Here is a 16,600-nt window from a genome sequence, read left to right on the forward strand (position 1 = left end):
TAGAATTCTGCGCCTTGCCAAAATGCATTCATAAGAAAGAGGATCTTAATGTTTAACTTACTCAGCAAAGCCCCCAGCTCTGCTAAAAACGATATTTTATCAGGCCTGACTGTAGCGTTAGCATTAGTACCAGAAGCAGTTGCATTTGCTTTCGTTGCTAACGTTGAACCATTAGTCGGTTTATATGCTGCATTTATTGTTGGCTTAATAACGGCTATTTTCGGTGGTCGACCAGGCATGATTTCGGGTGCTACAGGCGCACTGGCTGTTGTGATGGTAAGTTTAGTATTAGATCATGGTGTAGAGTATTTATTTGCCACTGTACTATTAATGGGGATATTGCAGATCTTAGCGGGTGTGTTTAAGCTCGGTAAATTTATCCGCATGGTGCCACATCCAGTGATGTTGGGATTTGTAAACGGTTTGGCAATCGTTATTTTCTTAGCGCAGTTAGGGCAGTTTAAAGTACCAGATGGCATGGGCGGCCAGCAGTGGATGGAAGGTCAAGCACTTTATATTATGCTTGGTTTAGTTGCCTTAACTATGGCTATTATTCATTTTTTGCCAAAGCTCACGACAGCAGTACCATCTTCGCTTGTTGCGATTGTGACCGTGACAGGTTTAGTCATTGGTCTGGATTTAGAAGCGCGCACGGTACTTGATTTTCTAAAAGGCATGACAGGTAACGAGCAAGCGACTATTGCAGGTGGCTTACCTGAATTTCATATTCCTATGGTGCCTTTTAATTTAGAAACGCTTAAAATTATTTTCCCTTACGCATTAGTCCTAGCGGCAATTGGCTTAATTGAATCATTATTAACACTCACTTTAATTGATGAGATCACAGAAACTCGCGGCCACAGTAATAAAGAGTGTATAGGTCAAGGTGCTGCCAATGTAACCTGTGGTTTTTTTGGTGCAATGGGTGGTTGTGCCATGATTGGTCAATCAATGATCAACATAAACTCGGGTGGTCGTTCACGTTTATCTGGCATTAGTGCAGCTTTATTGCTTCTTGTTTTTATCGTGTTTGCAGCAAGTTTAATCGAGATGATCCCATTAGCAGCGCTAGTTGGTGTTATGTTTATGGTTGTTTTAGGCACATTTGAGTGGGCAAGTTTCAAAATGATGAAGCGAGTACCTAAGTCAGATGCGTTTGTGATTGTCTTAGTTTCAGGTGTAACCGTTGCAACCGACCTGGCAATAGCGGTTTGTGTGGGTGTCATTGTATCTGCACTAGTATTTGCTTGGCAGCATGCGAAGCACATTTACACAAGTAATTACATAGACGAACAAGGTTCAAAAGTATATGAACTACATGGTCCATTGTTCTTTGGTTCAGTGAAAAACTTTGCTGAATTATTTGATGTTAAAAATGATCCTCAAGATGTGATCATTGAATTTAAGCACAGCCGTGTTGCTGACCATAGTGCAATTGAAGCCATAGATAGCCTAGCGGATAAATATAAGAAAGCAGGTAAGCAATTACATTTACGTCATTTGAGTCCTGATTGCATTCAACTCCTTCATAAGGCACGTGATATTGTTGAAGTTAATGTGATTGAAGATCCAAATTATAAAGTGGCTTCAGATAAATTAGCTTAAAAATAAAGCAATGATAAAGCGAAGGCTGTAGTAGTCTTCGCTTTTTTAATGCCTGAAGAATGCGGTAAGGCTATAAAAAATCAAGATAGGCGGCAGTGCTTTATTCTCGTGACTATCGGTATAATAAAAATAAGTATATAAGGTAACTCGTTATTTTGAATTGGCAATCTTTAGTTGATAATCGACAACGTTTTTTCTGGGTCCTGCAGATCGCTGGCTGGATTGGCTATGCATTAGTAAATTATATAGGCTCAAAAGTATTTGAAATGCGTGACATATACGTGTTTGTTATCGTTTTGAATGCTTATGCAGGATGCTTAATGACGATACCTTTACGCTATATGTATAGGAAAGTATGGAACGCGTCACCTTGGGTATTAATGCTCGTTGTTTTTGGTGCGTCTTATTTGACGGGAACGCTTTGGGCAGTAGTACAAAAGTTCAATTTATGGGAAATATACCGCCATGGTTATAGGCCAAATGAGTGGTTTTATTACCTTCAACAAGGTTTAGATTCTGTCTATATCATTCTGTGTTGGAGTGGTTTGTACTTTGGAATTAAGTATTACCAGCTTTTACAAAGTGAGCGACAAAAAGCGTTAAAAGCAACAACAATGGCCCATGAAGCTCAACTAAAAATGCTTCGTTATCAGTTAAACCCGCATTTTTTATTTAATACGCTTAATGCTATTTCTACATTGATATTGGTAAAAGAGAACAAAGATGCAAATCTAATGGTCTCTAAGTTAAGTGACTTTTTACGTTATACGTTAAACACAGATCCAATCAAAAAAGTCCCATTAGAGCAGGAGTTACATGCTTTAATGTTGTACTTAGAAATTGAAAGAGTACGTTTTGATGAACGTTTGCAGGTAAATGTTGAAGTGAGTGAGCAAGCAAAAGAAGCGCTAGTGCCAAGTTTAATACTGCAACCGATCATCGAAAATGCCATTAAGTATGCTATTGCACAACTAAATGAAGGTGGTGTAATTGATATAAAAGCACAAGTTTTCGCAAATGAACTATTATTGGAAGTAGGCGATAATGGTCCTGGTACCGAGCTGATAAATGGCCAACTGGTTAATTCTCAAGGCGTTGGCATAGCAAATACCAAAGACCGACTAAAAACACTTTATGAGAACAATTATTCGTTTGTACTCTCTGACAATACGCCAAGTGGATTAAAGGTAAATCTGCGTGTTCCGTTTGAAAAGGCTGTTAAATAAATGAGCAAAATTAGAACGCTGATTGTTGATGACGAACCATTAGCCAGAAAAGGCTTAGCTGTACGACTTTCTGAGTTTGACGATTTGGAAGTTATTCGTTTATGTAGCAATGGACAAGAAGCAATTGATGAGTGTTTATCTGGTAACATTCAATTAGTATTTTTGGATATCCAAATGCCAAACATGAATGGTTTTGAAGTAGCACGAGCATTAAGCGAGAGTGTTAATCCACTACCAGCAATTGTTTTTGTAACGGCATTTGATCAGTTTGCTGTTAAAGCATTCGAAATTCATGCATTGGATTATATTCTTAAACCAGTCGATGACAACAGACTAAAACAGGCGGTAGAGAAAGTGCATACTTATTTAAAGACACAACAAGATAACGCCCATAAGAAGAAACTAGCGAGCTTTGTTGCGGGTATTACAGGTAACAACTGCGAAGAAATTTTAAAGAAATTAGCAACAGGAGATAGCCTAGCAGATAGGCGTTATCCAGAATCACTCGCTGTAAAAGAGCAGGGTGAGATTGTTCGTGTGCCTGTGGTGACAATTCAATGGGTTGATGCGGCAGGTGATTATATGTGTTTACATTGCCAAGACGGACAAACACATATCTTACGTAAAACAATGAAAGAGCTTGAACAAGAGCTCGACCCGCAATTATTTGTACGTGTTCATCGTAGTGCTATTGTAAATACTAAGCAAATTAGCAAGCTTGTAACGCAAGTAAGCGGTGAATATTTATTAGTGCTTGATAACGGCCAAGAATTAAAAGTGAGCCGTAGCTACCGCGATAAAGTAAAAGCAGCACTGGCCAGCTAGTTAACAATAGACACTAATTAAGTCAAAAAAGGCGCATTAAATGCGCCTTTTTAACGAGTAATTGTACTAGTTTAAACTGTTACAATCTTCATTGTGTTTGTAGCACCAATTGTTTCCATCGCATCACCGTGCGTTAAAATCACTGTGTCGCCAGCCACAAGAGAACCAAGCTCAACCAGTGTGTTTAATGCGTCACGAACCATGCTGTCATCTTCACATTTTGTTGAATCAAAGAACACAGGGTAAACACCACGGTAAAGAGCTGTTTGACCCAATGTGCTTGCATGACGCGATAGTGAGTAAATTGGTAGACCCGAGCTAATACGCGACATTAACTTAGCTGTGCTGCCTGATTCTGTTAGTGTCACAATCGCTTTTACAGAATCTAAATGATTAGCTGCATACATAGCAGATAAGGCTATTGATTCAGCATTTGATGAAAAACGACTGTCTAAGCGGTGTTTAGAAACGTGCGTTTCTTTTTGAGATTCTGCACCTAAACAAACGCGGGCCATAGTAGCAACAGTTTCTTCAGGGTAGTCACCAGCGGCTGTTTCAGCTGATAGCATAACGGCATCAGTGCCATCAAGTACTGCGTTTGCAACGTCCATAACCTCTGCACGGGTTGGCATTGGGTTATCGATCATTGATTCCATCATTTGTGTTGCTGTAACAACAGTACGGTTTAGCGAGCGCGCACGGCTAATGATAAGTTTTTGTTTACCAACAAGGGCTGCATCACCAATTTCAACACCAAGGTCACCACGTGCAACCATAACAGCGTCAGAAGCAAGTACGATATCGTCAATCGCTTCAACTGTTTCAACCGCTTCTGCACGTTCTATTTTTGCAAGAAGTTGCGCGTTTGAGCCAGCTGCTTCTGCTAAAGAGCGAACATAACGCATGTCATCGCCACTACGTGGGAATGAAACAGCAATGTAATCAACGCCAATTTCAGTGGCAGTGATTAAGTCTTCTTTGTCTTTATCAGTGAAAGCAGGGGCTGTTAGACCACCGCCTAAACGGTTAATCCCTTTATTGTTTGAAAGTACGCCACCAACAGTAACAGTCGTGTGAACTAGGGCACCATCTACGCTATCAACTGTTAATTGAATTAAACCGTCGTTTAATAATAGTAAGTCACCTGATTTAACATCGTTTGGTAACTCTTTATAGTCGATACCTACCGCGTTTACGTCGCCTTGGCCTTTTTCCATTTCTGCATCAAGAGTAAATTTTGCGCCTACTTCTAGGTTTACTTTACCATCTTTGAAAGTTGAGACACGAATTTTAGGGCCTTGTAAGTCGGCAAGAATAGCAACGTGCTTGCTTAAACGCTTAGCAATGCTGCGTACCGCTTCAGCGCGGTCTTTATGATCTTGTGCTACACCATGTGAGAAGTTCAAACGAACAACATTTGCACCTGCACGAATAATTTTTTCTAGGTTGTTATCGCGATCGGTTGCCGGTCCAAGGGTCGCAACAATTTTTGTGCGTCTTAGCATCAAATTCTCCTGTGCGCTTAATTAAATTAAGCAAATTGATGGTTATCTATTAAAAAGCCGTGCAATTAAACCATTTATATTGGCTTATACATAAGCACGCTGTAGAACTCATAAGTAAAAATAGTGTTCTTACGTATGAGAATCAGACTGCCTGTATTAAATTGTAATATACAAAGTAACAATGACGTTATTATGACACCGGTGTCAGGTAGCGTCAATACACATACCTTTTTAAAGGGTATTATAAAAATCTGGTCCGATGCCTGCGTTATTTTGATATACTGACCATAACGTCGCTTCATGATTTTGATGATTTATATCAACTTAGCTTACAAGCTCGCATTTTTGGGCTGCTTGGGTATAATGCGCGCGTAATTATTTTGATTAACTAACCAATAGTTGTTACCGAGGAGGACACTAAATGCAAGTTGCATTAGTAGGGTTAGGCGTTATGGGTAAAAATCTTGCCCTCAACCTGATTGAAAAAGGGCTGACATTAGTAGCTTATGATAAAAACCCTGATGCGGGTGCTGAGTTACTAAGCTGTGCGAAAACGCTTGGTTTGGCAGACCGTTTACACATAGTGTCTGATTTAAATGATATGGTTAGACGCTTAGAACCGCCTCGTTCAATCTTACTATTAGTTCCTGCTGGTGAATTGGTTGATAAAGTATGTACAGAGCTTGCAGAAGCAGGCGTTGACTGTGATGACATTATTGTAGATTGCGGCAACAGTAACTACAAAGATGGTATTAGCCGTAAACTTAAATATCAAAACAAATTTGAATTTGCCACTATGGGTATTTCTGGCGGTGCAGAAGGTGCGCGTCACGGTCCTGCTATGATGGCGAGTGGCTCAGAAGGCGGCTGGGAGCGTGTAGAGCCGTGGTTCGAAAAAGTAGCGGCAAGCTACAAAGGTGAGTCATGTTTTGCGCGTGTAGGCCAATCTGCAAGTGGTCACTTTGTAAAAATGGTTCACAACGGTATCGAATATGCGTTAATGCAGTTAATTGCAGAAATGTACCAACTACTGCGTTTAGGCACCAATCGTTCACCGAAAGAAGTGGCTGATATTTTCAATGACTGGTCAGAAGGCACTTTAAATAGCTACTTATTGTCAATTTCAAGCCATATCTTAAGTCTTGAAACGACAGAAGGTGAGCCACTAGTCGATTTAATCGATAACAAGGTTGGCGCTAAGGGCACGGGTTTATGGACTGCACAAAATGCCTTAGAGCTTGGCATTGCAGTGCCATCATTAGTGGCAGCTGTACAAGCTCGTCACTTAACAAATACCTGTGATACACATGCTGCGAAAGAAATGACTTACGCTGCCAAAGCAACTGATACCGTTGATTTAGACTTAGCAGAGTTAAAAGATGCATTCACATTGGCGAGCTTACTTGCTTATCGTCAAGGTTTAGCGCTTATCAAAGGTGCGTCTCGTGCCCATCAGTGGAAAGTTGACCTTTCGAAAACGCTACAAACATGGCGCGCTGGTTGTATCATCCGTGCAGATTACTTAGATAATGTAGCTGAAGGTGTTGAGTTTATCGATTCTATGCAGCGTGAATCAGCAGCATTACGTAAAGTGACAGGTGCAGCAGTTGCATCTGGTCTTGCGTTCCCTGTGTTAACAGCAACACAAACTTACATTGCGACGTTAACAACGCCAAGTAATGGTCACCTTGTTCAAGCACAACGTGACTACTTCGGTGAGCATGGTATTAAAACTCACAGTGGTGAGATTTGCCATTTAACAGACTTAGTTGAAATTGACGAAAAAGTTCGTTAATTATCAAAAGTATAAAAAAAGGCACCAGTTGGTGCCTTTTTTGTATTCAATTGTATTGATTATCGGCTTAATTCACCACGCAGGTTGTCTTGCATCAAGTGACGAATTGTTTCTACTTCAAGCTTTTGACTAAATAAGTAGTGTAACTTGGTTAAACACGCTTCTAATGTCATATCGTAGCCACTGATCACACCACAATTTAATAAGGCATTACCTGTTGCATAACCCCCCATATTCACTTGACCTTTTAAGCACTGTGTTAGGTTAACAATCACCATACCGCGTTTACTAGCGTCATTTAGAATATCTAAAAACGCTGGATCTTGTGGGGCATTACCCACACCAAAGCTAAGTAAAACAAGTGCTTTGATGTCATCATTAACTAAGCTTTTTACCACTTTAGGGCTTATACCAGGGTATAGATAAAGCACACCAATTGGTTGTGGTGTAATATTCGATACCTGTAATTCGTTGTCAACGTAAGGGCTAAGTTGCCCTTTGATCAGTTGAATATTAATTCCAGATAATGCTAACGGTTCAAGGTTAGGTGAAGCAAACGCATCAAAACCATCGGCATGGGCTTTTGTTGCACGGTTACCACGGAACAGTTGGTTATTGAAAAACAGGCTTACTTCAGCAATTGGGTAATTAGCGGCTAAATACATTGCATTAAGTAAATTTACTTGGCCATCAGAACGAAGTTGCGACAGTGGAATTTGCGAGCCCGTCACAATCACAGGTTTTGTTAGATTTTCGAACATGAAAGACAAGGCAGAAGCTGTGTAGGCCATGGTATCGGTACCATGCAAAACTACAAAGCCATCATAATCTTGGTATTTACTTTTAATATCGTCAGCAATGAGTTGCCAGTGGGCAGGGGACATATCTGAAGAATCAATGAGCGGGCAATATTCGTGAATATCAAACAAAGGCATTTCATCGCGATTAAACTCTGCATTATTAACCACTGTTTCGGTTAAAAAACCTTCTGCCGGAACATAACCGCGACTTGATTTTTTCATTCCGATTGTGCCGCCCGTGTAGGCGATATATATACGTTTACGTTTCATAAAAAAGCCCAGTAAAATAACTGGGCTAAGTATACCTAAAATTGCTTAGCGAAGTAAGTTATTGAATTACGTTACATACTAAACAACGAGCGTAAACACCTTGTGGATCGTTGTAATCTTTTAGGTTATCAATTTCACTACTTAACTGATTAATAAGGCTTTGTAAGTTAGCTTGCGTTGCCAGTACTGATTGTGATGAGCCAGACTTAGCAAAGAAGCTTTTAACAGCTGCTGTACCAAAGATATCTTGCAGCATTTGCTCTTGAGGAGTTAAAGACTGTTTAATAGTTTTAACATCGTAATGAGCCAGCTTAGCAAGTTCAGCCGCTGCTTTTATAGCATCTTGCTTATCACCTAGTTTATCGACTAAACCAAGTTCTTTTGCTTGGGTCGCAATCCATACACGGCCTTGTGCTATTTCATTCACTTGTTCTGGTGTCATGTTACGTGCTTCAGCTACTACATTTAAGAAGCGTTGATAAGCATCCTCTACACTCAATTGAATGATATCGGCCATTTTCTCATCAAGTGGGCGAGCAATCGAAAAGCCAGCAAGATCGGTCGTTGCCACACCATCTGAATAAATACCTAACTCAGCCATGGTATTTTCAAACGTCATGAAAGTACCGAACACACCGATTGACCCCGTAATTGTGCTAGGGGCAGCCCAAATCTCGTTAGCGGCAGATGCAATCCAGTAACCACCTGATGCTGCCACTGAGCTCATTGAAGCGATAACTGGTTTGCCAGCAGCTTTAAGCGCTAAGACTTCGGCGCGAATAACTTCAGATGCGAACATACTTCCGCCACCTGAATCAATACGAAGCACAACGGCTTTGACTTTGTCATCAAGGCGCGCTTCACGAAGTAGGGCGGCGGTAGAGTCGCCTCCAATCTCACCTGCTTTGCGTTCACCGTCTACGATGGTTCCTTTAGCTACGACAACAGCTACTTTTTCAGTGATTGGGTTATCAAATTCAATAGGTGGCTTCACAAGCGATAAATACTCACGGAAGCTAACCTGTTTAAAGGTTTTGCCTGTTTCTTCAGTACCAACTACATCAATTAATTGTTGACGAATTTGTTGTGACGTCTTCAGAGAGTCAACCCATTGGTTGTTTAGTGCATATTGACCTGAGTTACCATTAACGGCTTGCATTTTAGCAAGGTATACATCCATATCTTCATCGAAATTGCTTTCATCGAATGGACGGCTTGCAGCGACGTCTGTTTTATACTCGTTCCAAAGTGCGGTTAGCCACACATTGTTTGCCTCTTTTGCAGCCTCAGACATGTCGTTACGAATGAATGGTTCAACGGCTGACTTATAAGTGCCCACACGAAAAATATGCTGTGTTACTTTAAGCTTCTCAAGTGCATCTTTGAAATAAAGCGGGAACATACCATAGCCTTCAATACTTACACCGCCGTAAGGGTGCATTGATACCTCGTTAGCATGAGCTGCGATATAATATTGTGCTTGCGTGTAGTAATAGCCCGTTGCAACAACTTGCTTACCCGCTTCTTTAAATGCATCAATAGCGTTTGTTATTTGCTTTAACTTATTGATATGTGCACTTGGCATTTTTTGTAGGTCAAGCAGCATAACTGAGATACGATCATCTTTGGTTGCTTGATTAATAACTTCAACGACATCATCAAGTAAAATTTCTGATGGTGCTTCTTGCCCCATAGTTGCATCGTTGATAGCTGCTTCAACAGGGTCAACATAGGTTTTCTCTTCAACAATTGGTCCATTTAGGTTTAGACGTAATACAGTACCATCGGCCACTTTTACTTTGTCTTCTTCACTAGATATAGCAACAATAAATAGTATTACTAGTAGTAAAAAAATAATGTTGAGAACCAATCGGCGTGAGAAGTTAATCCCTGCCCAAATGCCTTTAAATATCTTTGCTAGCAAAATAAATCCTTAATTCAGTACAACTTAGTAGTTAACTCATCTTAGCTCAGAATAATCTTAAAATTAACTGTTAAATAGTAACAGAGTGTTTAAATCAACAAATTGCTACAGATTATTAGATGCTAAAAGTTGATTATTTACAGTTATTGCAGCAGAATCTAATTATTATAGAGGTTAGACCAGTTAACGGGGCACACATGTTAGAACAAAAATTACAATTACCGCATACTGAACTTCGTAATCGTTTGGTTATGGGATCAATGCATACAGGACTTGAAGAAGGCTGGCATAACCGTAAACGCTTACGTGCATTTTATGAAGCAAGGGCGAAAGGGGGCACAGGTTTAATTATTACCGGCGGGTATAGCCCAAATATACGTGGTAAATTAACCCCATTTGCTTCAACGTTTAGCTCTTATTATGATGTGATTAAACACCGTGCTTATACAGAGGCTGTGCATGAGCAAGGTGGAAAAATCTGCTTGCAGTTATTGCATGCTGGACGGTATGCCTATCATCCATTTAACCAAGCGCCAAGTGCAATTAAAGCACCTATCAATCCTTATAAACCTAAAGCAATGTCACTAGGTTCAATTAAAAAGACCATCAAAGATTTTGCGAACTCAGCAAAGCTTGCTGAAAAAGCTGGCTATGATGGTGTTGAAATCATGGGCTCAGAAGGGTATCTGATCAATGAGTTTATGGCTAACCACACAAATAAACGTACCGATAGCTATGGCGGTAGTTTAGAAAATCGCATGCGTTTAGCTGTTGAGATTGTTAAGGCTGTTAGAGCAAAAGTAACTAAGAAATTTATTATTGTTTTTCGTCTATCAGTCATGGATCTGATCCCTAATGGTTCAACGCCTGATGAAGTCAAACAACAAGCTATTGCACTTGAACAGGCGGGAGTAGACATATTCAATACTGGAATTGGTTGGCATGAAGCGCGTGTTCCAACTATTGCCAGTATGGTTCCGCCTGGTGCATTTAAAGAAGCTTCGAAAAGGTTAAAAGACACTGTGTCAGTACCTGTTGTGGCTGTAAACCGTATTAATACTCCTGAAATTGCCAATAGCATTTTAGAGGCAGGTGAGTCAGATCTTATTTCTATGGCTCGCCCGCTTTTGGCTGATCCTGAATTATTTAATAAATACATTAATAATAAGTCTGAACAAATTAATGTTTGCATTGGTTGTAACCAAGGCTGTTTAGATCATGTATTTAAAAATAAACGGGCGACATGTTTGGTCAATCCACAAGCGGCGTTTGAATTAGACTATAGCCTTGAAAAAGCACCGTCTTCACGTTTAGTGCTGGTTGTGGGAGCAGGGCCTGCTGGTCTTGCTGCGAGTTGTTATCTTGCACAAAAAGGCCATAAAGTTACACTCATTGAGCGCAAAGAGAAAATGGGTGGTCAATTCAATCTGGCTATGCAAATACCGGGTAAAGAAGATTTTAATCATACCCTTAACTACTTCACTAACGAATTAACGCGTCTTAATGTTGATCTAAAACTTGGTACTGAATTTACAGATAATATGCTTAATCAATACGATGATGTGGTGTTTGCAACGGGCGTACGTCCACGTGAAGCGAAAATCGAATGCAGTGATGGTAAACGCGTATTCGCTTATGATGAAGTGATCCGAGGTGAAGTAGAGCTCGGCGAAAAAATTGCTATATTGGGTGCTGGTGGCATTGGTTTTGATATGGTGGCATTTTTAAGTGAACACAAAGGTCAAACTATTGAGCAGTTTAAAACCCAGTGGGGAATAGAGTGTGAAGCCAAGCCAGACAAAGATGCGCGTAAGCTTTATATGCTTAAGCGAAGTGAAGGACGCTTTGGTAGCGACTTAGGTAAAACGACAGGCTGGATACATCGCCAAGTTGCTAAACAACATGGTGTAACACAAATAGCAGAATGTCAGTACTTAAGCTTTGATAAGCAGGGTTTGAAGATCACAGTCAAAGGCGAAGAGAAAGTGTTAGATGTTGATACAGTCATAGCATGTATCGGTCAAGTGTCTAACAATGAAACGTTTGCAAATGATAAAGAAAATGCGAAAGTTCACGTTATTGGTGGGGCAAAGTTAGCGGCAGCCATTGATGCTAAGCGTGCAATTTTTGAAGCGTTACAGGTAGCTAGAAAAATCTAATTGAAATAAACGCCAGCTATATGTGGTCTTAGTCTATACTAATTATTAGTCTTATAACTGAGGCCACAATGTTGAATACTTTACTAAAATCATATGATCAATCCTTAAATAAACTCCGTATTTTTGACGGTGTACCTGCGCTTCTTATCAGATTTATCTTAGCTCCGGTTATGATAATTGCCGGCTTCAATAAGCTTGCACTGAGTGGTGATGTTTCTCATTTTTATCAATACTTTTTGGCGTCCGAAGATATCATCGCATGGTTTGGAAATGAAGAGTGGGGCCTTGGTTTACCTTTTCCTGCACTGTTAGCTTTTCTAGCCGCATGGACAGAGTTTTTGGGTGGAATACTATTGTTTTTTGGGTTTTTAACTCGACTTGTGACTATACCACTTATGATTACCATGTTAGTAGCCGCAACGACTGTTCATAGTGAACATGGCTGGTTTGCTGTTACTCCTACAGATGCGAGTACAAGCCCTGCGCGTGTTTTAAGCTGGGTAAATATCCCAGGTGCACAAGAAAGCTTAGACAATTCAGCGCAAGCCTCCGAAAGATTAACTAAAATGCGCGATTTATTAGAAACACATGGCCATACCGGTTATCTATACGAAACAGGTCGACCAGTGATTTTAAATAATGGTATAGAATTCTCAGCAATTTATTTTGTTATGCTTTTGAGCCTATTCTTTATGGGGGGCGGAAGATATTTGAGTATTGATTACTGGTTAGCTACAAAGCGAACTAATGACTTTATTGATAACTAGAATAAGTGTTAAGCTTAAATTTTATAGCCCCTATTAATTAGGGGCTTCGTATTATGTATTTACGGATTTAAAATGGACGCTTTAACGCTATTACAAACTCGACAGTCTGATCCAAGGCTTGTTGCACCAGGCCCTTCACAAGAGCAATTATCAATTATTAAGCGCGCAGCACTGAAAGTGCCTGATCATGGTTGCATAGCACCGTGGCGATTTATTGTTGCACAAGGTGAGGCCTTACATAAGTTAGGTGAAATTTATCACCAAGCAGCAGTTGCTGAGCAGCAAGATGCAAGAACCATTGAACGAGCAAAATCTCTACCATTACGTGCACCCATGGTAATAATTGCCATTGCTAATGTTGTTGAGAATCCAAAAGTACCGCGTATTGAGCAAGTACAAAGTGCAGGATGCAGCGTACTAACAATGCAACAAGCTGCTTTTGCGCAAGGACTAGGTGGGATTTGGAGAACGGGTTATTTTGCGCAAAGTCCTTTCGTGAAATCTGCTTTAGGATGCAAAGAGGAGGATGAAATCGTCGGATTCTTATATCTAGGAACACCAGAAGTGGACTGCAAAAAGCCGGTAAGACACGAGCCATCACGATTTTTTGAAAATTTATAATTATTTTTGAACTTTCTTGTACTTTAATAGTCAGATCTGATTAAGCTTGCTTATGTTACTTTTTTCAAGTTTATCTTTGCTGTAAGAAGCGCTTGGACGCAAAACTAAAAAATCTTCTTCGGTATGTTTTTTAATCGGTTGTTTTTTGATAATGTAATGGAAGTCTCAGAAAAATAACGATAAAGAAGACGAGAAAAATGGGAAACTTATTTTTACGTGAAAAAGAAAATTGGTTCGCTTGGTCATTATGGGGATTAATTGGCGCTATTATTACGTTTTTTGTTGCAATGTCGACTAAAGCTCCCCAATTCTTAGGGTTGTCGGCCGTAGGGGTGTTATTTCTACTCACATGGTGGATGCAAAGTACTAAACGGTTTGATTTTGGGCGTGCATTTAAAATATGTTGCTACGTTCTGACATTTACAAGCTTACCTGCTTTTTTACTTGTTATCGTTCCAAGCGACAACTTTAATCGCATCGATGTTGTTGTTCAAGCAGCTGCCTTTGCACTTATAAGCGTTTTAATTTGCTTGATCTGCTCATGGATAGCAAGACGGCCCAAGCAATATTATTAACTTTATTGAATATTTTAAAAATAAACCTTTACAAAAAACTCAGTAAACACTATTATGCGCGCCGTACGGAGAGATGGCAGAGTGGTCGAATGCACCGGTCTTGAAAACCGGCAGGGGTTTGTAGCCCCTCTAGGGTTCAAATCCCTATCTCTCCACCATTATTTAAAAAACCGCCTAACTGGCGGTTTTTTGCTTTCTGGAGATAAATAATGCCGACAAGCGAACCTTCAAAACTACAACGTATTATCAAACATGTGTTGCTGTGGTCAGTTTTTTCCTATTTTTATCATAGTGGTGTAACTGTTCTTGTTGCAATGGCGCATGATGCTAAGCCAGAACACAGTCTATTGACTGCTATTGCATATGGTATAGGTTTCAATACGCTTGTAGCTCATTTGATTGGTAAATATGATAAACATTGGCCAATTATTGCCGCGTCATATATCGCACTCGGCGGGTTACTTGTTGTGCCTTTGGTTCTTACAGGCACAGCAGGGTTGATGAATGTGTACTTTATTCCAGTAATGGTTATAAGCTTACCAATCGCTACCTTTATCGTTGAGAAAATAAAGCAACGAATTAGTTTAAACACTGACCAAACGCAGTAAAACTAGGCGATATTCAGTGTTTTTTTATGTTAGTATGGCTTTGTCTTTTAACTAATAAACGTGAATTTAAACATGTCAGATATTTTTACAACAGATGCTGAAAAAGCAAGTTATGGTATTGGTTTACAAATGGGTGAACAATTAAAAGCGAATCCATTTGAAGGTTTAAACCTTAACTCTGTATTTGAAGGTATGAAAGACGCGTATGCCGGTAGTGATTTCCAAGTTGAAATTCCTGCAATTCAAGCTGCTTTTGAAAAAATCAATGCTGAAATTCAAGCGCGTCGTGAAGAAGAAGCTAAAGTACTTGCTGCTGAAGGTGTTGCTTTCTTAGAAGAAAATGCAAAGCGCCCAGAGATCACTGTAACTGAATCAGGTCTACAGTACGAAGTTCTTACAGCAGGTGAGGGTGAAAAACCAACAGCTGATTCTACTATTCGTGCTCATTACCACGGTACACTCATTAATGGTACAGTATTCGACAGCTCATATGAGCGTGGTCAACCTGCTGAGTTCCCAGTAAGTGGTGTTATCAAAGGCTGGACAGAAGCTGTGCAAATGATGGGTACAGGTTCAAAGTGGCGCCTATATGTACCACATGAACTTGCTTACGGTGAGCGCGGTGCGGGTGCTGCAATCGCACCTTTCTCAACGTTAATCTTCGACGTTGAGTTATTAGAAATTATCTAATTGATTTCTAATAGACATAAAAAAACCTGCTAACTGCAGGTTTTTTTATGTCTGATACAAATATTAACTATTTGATTCAGCGTATTCTTTACACTTTTCAGTGTCAACGCATTCACCGTATAAGTATAGTGAGTGGTTAGTTAGCTTAATGCCATTTTCTTCAGCAATTTCAACTTGACGACGTTCAATAAGATCATCCTCAAATTCTACAACCTTACCACACTTCAAGCATACAAGGTGGTCATGATGTGTACTTCCTGATAGTTCGAATACCGACTTACCACCTTCAAAGTGGTGGCGAGATACGATACCAGCATCATCAAATTGGTTAAGAACACGATAGACAGTTGCAAGACCAATCTCTTCGCCTTTGTCTAATAAAATTTTATAGACATCTTCAGCGCTGATGTGTTGATTGTCTGGAGATTGCAGAATCTCTAAAATTTTAATACGTGGCAGCGTTACTTTTAACCCTGCTTTTTTTAATTCCAAGTTGTGATCAGTCATTCAATCTGTCTCAATTTATTTAGTTATACTAGGCATCATTAAGATGCACACGACACATTAGCAACTAGTAGAATAACGTGCCTAGTTACTAAGTGCAAAGAACAATTCGTTTAATTGCCGATTTTTCAAACAAAAGTGAATTGGTTGTGCATCTTTACAGCAGCTAGTAAATGCGAGTAATACTTGTTATTAATCAGCAAGTTCCGCTAAACACATTTCGTCATGAATCTGAGCACACCAGTCTTTAACACGCTTTTCTGTAAGCTCTGGTTGACGGTCTTCATCAATACCTAAGCCGACAAAATGGTTGTCATCTACAAGTGCTTTTGATGCTTCGAAGTCATAACCTTCAGTTGACCAATTACCAACAACGATTGCACCGCGCTCTGTTACGATATCATTTACCATACCCATAGCATCTAAGAAGTACTCTGCATAATCTTCTTGGTCACCACAACCAAATATCGCGACTAATTTTCCTTCGAAGTCGATTTCTTCTAATTCAGGGAAAAAATCATCCCAATCGCACTGCGCTTCACCGTAGTACCATGTAGGGATACCAAATAATAGCAAATCGAATTCAGCAATCTCTTCTTTAGAGCTTTTCGCAATGTCATGAACAGCGACAAGTTTCTTACCTAGCTCTTTTTGGATCATTTTAGCTACGTGTTCAGTATTGCCTGTATCGCTTCCGAAAAAAATACCTACGCTTGACATGGATTT

At 39.9% G+C, this 16,600-nt stretch carries 15 protein-coding genes and 1 tRNA gene; 11 read left to right on the forward strand and 5 right to left on the reverse strand.

Translation table 11 applies throughout. The features are described 5' to 3' along the window. The first annotated feature begins 48 nt into the window (after positions 1–48). The 3 genes from NYF15_RS15275 to NYF15_RS15285 all read left to right on the forward strand — a co-directional run bounded on the left by NYF15_RS15275 (position 49) and on the right by NYF15_RS15285 (position 3,656). Positions 49–1,605: a SulP family inorganic anion transporter gene (locus NYF15_RS15275; RefSeq protein ID WP_062569154.1), complete on the forward strand. Its 1,557-nt coding sequence runs from the start codon at positions 49–51 to the stop codon at positions 1,603–1,605. Positions 1,606–1,760: 155 nt separating this feature from the next. Beyond that, a complete protein-coding gene (locus tag NYF15_RS15280) occupies positions 1,761–2,831 on the forward strand; it encodes a sensor histidine kinase (RefSeq protein WP_062569153.1) in 1,071 nt (356 codons plus the stop codon). After that, positions 2,832–3,656 (forward strand): LytTR family DNA-binding domain-containing protein, encoded by an 825-nt coding sequence (locus tag NYF15_RS15285; protein WP_130149944.1) that lies wholly within the window; start codon positions 2,832–2,834, stop codon positions 3,654–3,656. Positions 3,657–3,727: 71 nt separating this feature from the next. Here NYF15_RS15285 and pyk read toward each other — a convergent pair whose 3' ends face one another. Further along, entirely contained in the window at positions 3,728–5,161 is a 1,434-nt protein-coding gene (pyk, locus tag NYF15_RS15290) for a pyruvate kinase (protein WP_130149943.1), read from the reverse strand. A gap of 421 nt (positions 5,162–5,582) precedes the next feature. On the opposite strand from pyk, the gene gndA reads away from it, so the two are divergent. Next, positions 5,583–6,956 carry an NADP-dependent phosphogluconate dehydrogenase gene (gndA, locus tag NYF15_RS15295; RefSeq protein WP_371354003.1) on the forward strand — a complete coding sequence of 458 codons (1,374 nt, stop codon included), beginning with the start codon at positions 5,583–5,585 and terminating at the stop codon, positions 6,954–6,956. A gap of 59 nt (positions 6,957–7,015) precedes the next feature. Here gndA and ansA read toward each other — a convergent pair whose 3' ends face one another. Then, the gene (ansA, locus tag NYF15_RS15300) at positions 7,016–8,026 is read right to left on the reverse strand and encodes an asparaginase (protein WP_054561413.1); all 1,011 of its coding nucleotides are present in this window, start codon (positions 8,024–8,026) and stop codon (positions 7,016–7,018) included. Positions 8,027–8,084: 58 nt separating this feature from the next. After that, positions 8,085–9,950, reverse strand: coding sequence for a signal peptide peptidase SppA (gene sppA / locus NYF15_RS15305; RefSeq protein ID WP_371354004.1), 1,866 nt, complete (start codon positions 9,948–9,950; stop codon positions 8,085–8,087). A 197-nt stretch (positions 9,951–10,147) separates the two neighbouring features. Between sppA and NYF15_RS15310 the strand changes: the two genes are divergently transcribed. The 7 genes from NYF15_RS15310 to NYF15_RS15340 all read left to right on the forward strand — a co-directional run bounded on the left by NYF15_RS15310 (position 10,148) and on the right by NYF15_RS15340 (position 15,370). Next, positions 10,148–12,109 (forward strand): FAD-dependent oxidoreductase, encoded by a 1,962-nt coding sequence (locus tag NYF15_RS15310; RefSeq protein ID WP_371354005.1) that lies wholly within the window; start codon positions 10,148–10,150, stop codon positions 12,107–12,109. Between the two features lie 68 nt (positions 12,110–12,177). Further along, positions 12,178–12,876 (forward strand): DoxX family protein, encoded by a 699-nt coding sequence (locus NYF15_RS15315; RefSeq protein WP_371354006.1) that lies wholly within the window; start codon positions 12,178–12,180, stop codon positions 12,874–12,876. Positions 12,877–12,948: 72 nt separating this feature from the next. After that, positions 12,949–13,497, forward strand: a complete 549-nt coding sequence (locus NYF15_RS15320) for an NAD(P)H nitroreductase (RefSeq protein ID WP_371354007.1) — start codon at positions 12,949–12,951, stop codon at positions 13,495–13,497. A gap of 197 nt (positions 13,498–13,694) precedes the next feature. Then, positions 13,695–14,072, forward strand: a complete 378-nt coding sequence (locus NYF15_RS15325) for a hypothetical protein (protein WP_130149938.1) — start codon at positions 13,695–13,697, stop codon at positions 14,070–14,072. A gap of 67 nt (positions 14,073–14,139) precedes the next feature. Then, a tRNA-Ser gene (locus tag NYF15_RS15330) sits at positions 14,140–14,230 on the forward strand. A gap of 51 nt (positions 14,231–14,281) precedes the next feature. Continuing rightward, on the forward strand, positions 14,282–14,680 hold the full coding sequence (locus tag NYF15_RS15335; RefSeq protein ID WP_237118512.1) for a hypothetical protein: 399 nt from the start codon (positions 14,282–14,284) through the stop codon (positions 14,678–14,680). Between the two features lie 72 nt (positions 14,681–14,752). Next, the gene (locus NYF15_RS15340) at positions 14,753–15,370 is read left to right on the forward strand and encodes an FKBP-type peptidyl-prolyl cis-trans isomerase (protein ID WP_130149936.1); all 618 of its coding nucleotides are present in this window, start codon (positions 14,753–14,755) and stop codon (positions 15,368–15,370) included. A gap of 63 nt (positions 15,371–15,433) precedes the next feature. Here NYF15_RS15340 and fur read toward each other — a convergent pair whose 3' ends face one another. Beyond that, the gene (gene fur, locus NYF15_RS15345) at positions 15,434–15,877 is read right to left on the reverse strand and encodes a ferric iron uptake transcriptional regulator (RefSeq protein ID WP_062569142.1); all 444 of its coding nucleotides are present in this window, start codon (positions 15,875–15,877) and stop codon (positions 15,434–15,436) included. Between the two features lie 189 nt (positions 15,878–16,066). Further along, on the reverse strand, positions 16,067–16,594 hold the full coding sequence (fldA, locus tag NYF15_RS15350; RefSeq protein WP_371354008.1) for a flavodoxin FldA: 528 nt from the start codon (positions 16,592–16,594) through the stop codon (positions 16,067–16,069). Positions 16,595–16,600 lie beyond the last annotated feature (6 nt).

The organism is Pseudoalteromonas sp. 68 DY56-GL68 (genome assembly GCF_041414825.1).
Taxonomy (GTDB): Bacteria; Pseudomonadota; Gammaproteobacteria; order Enterobacterales; family Alteromonadaceae; genus Pseudoalteromonas.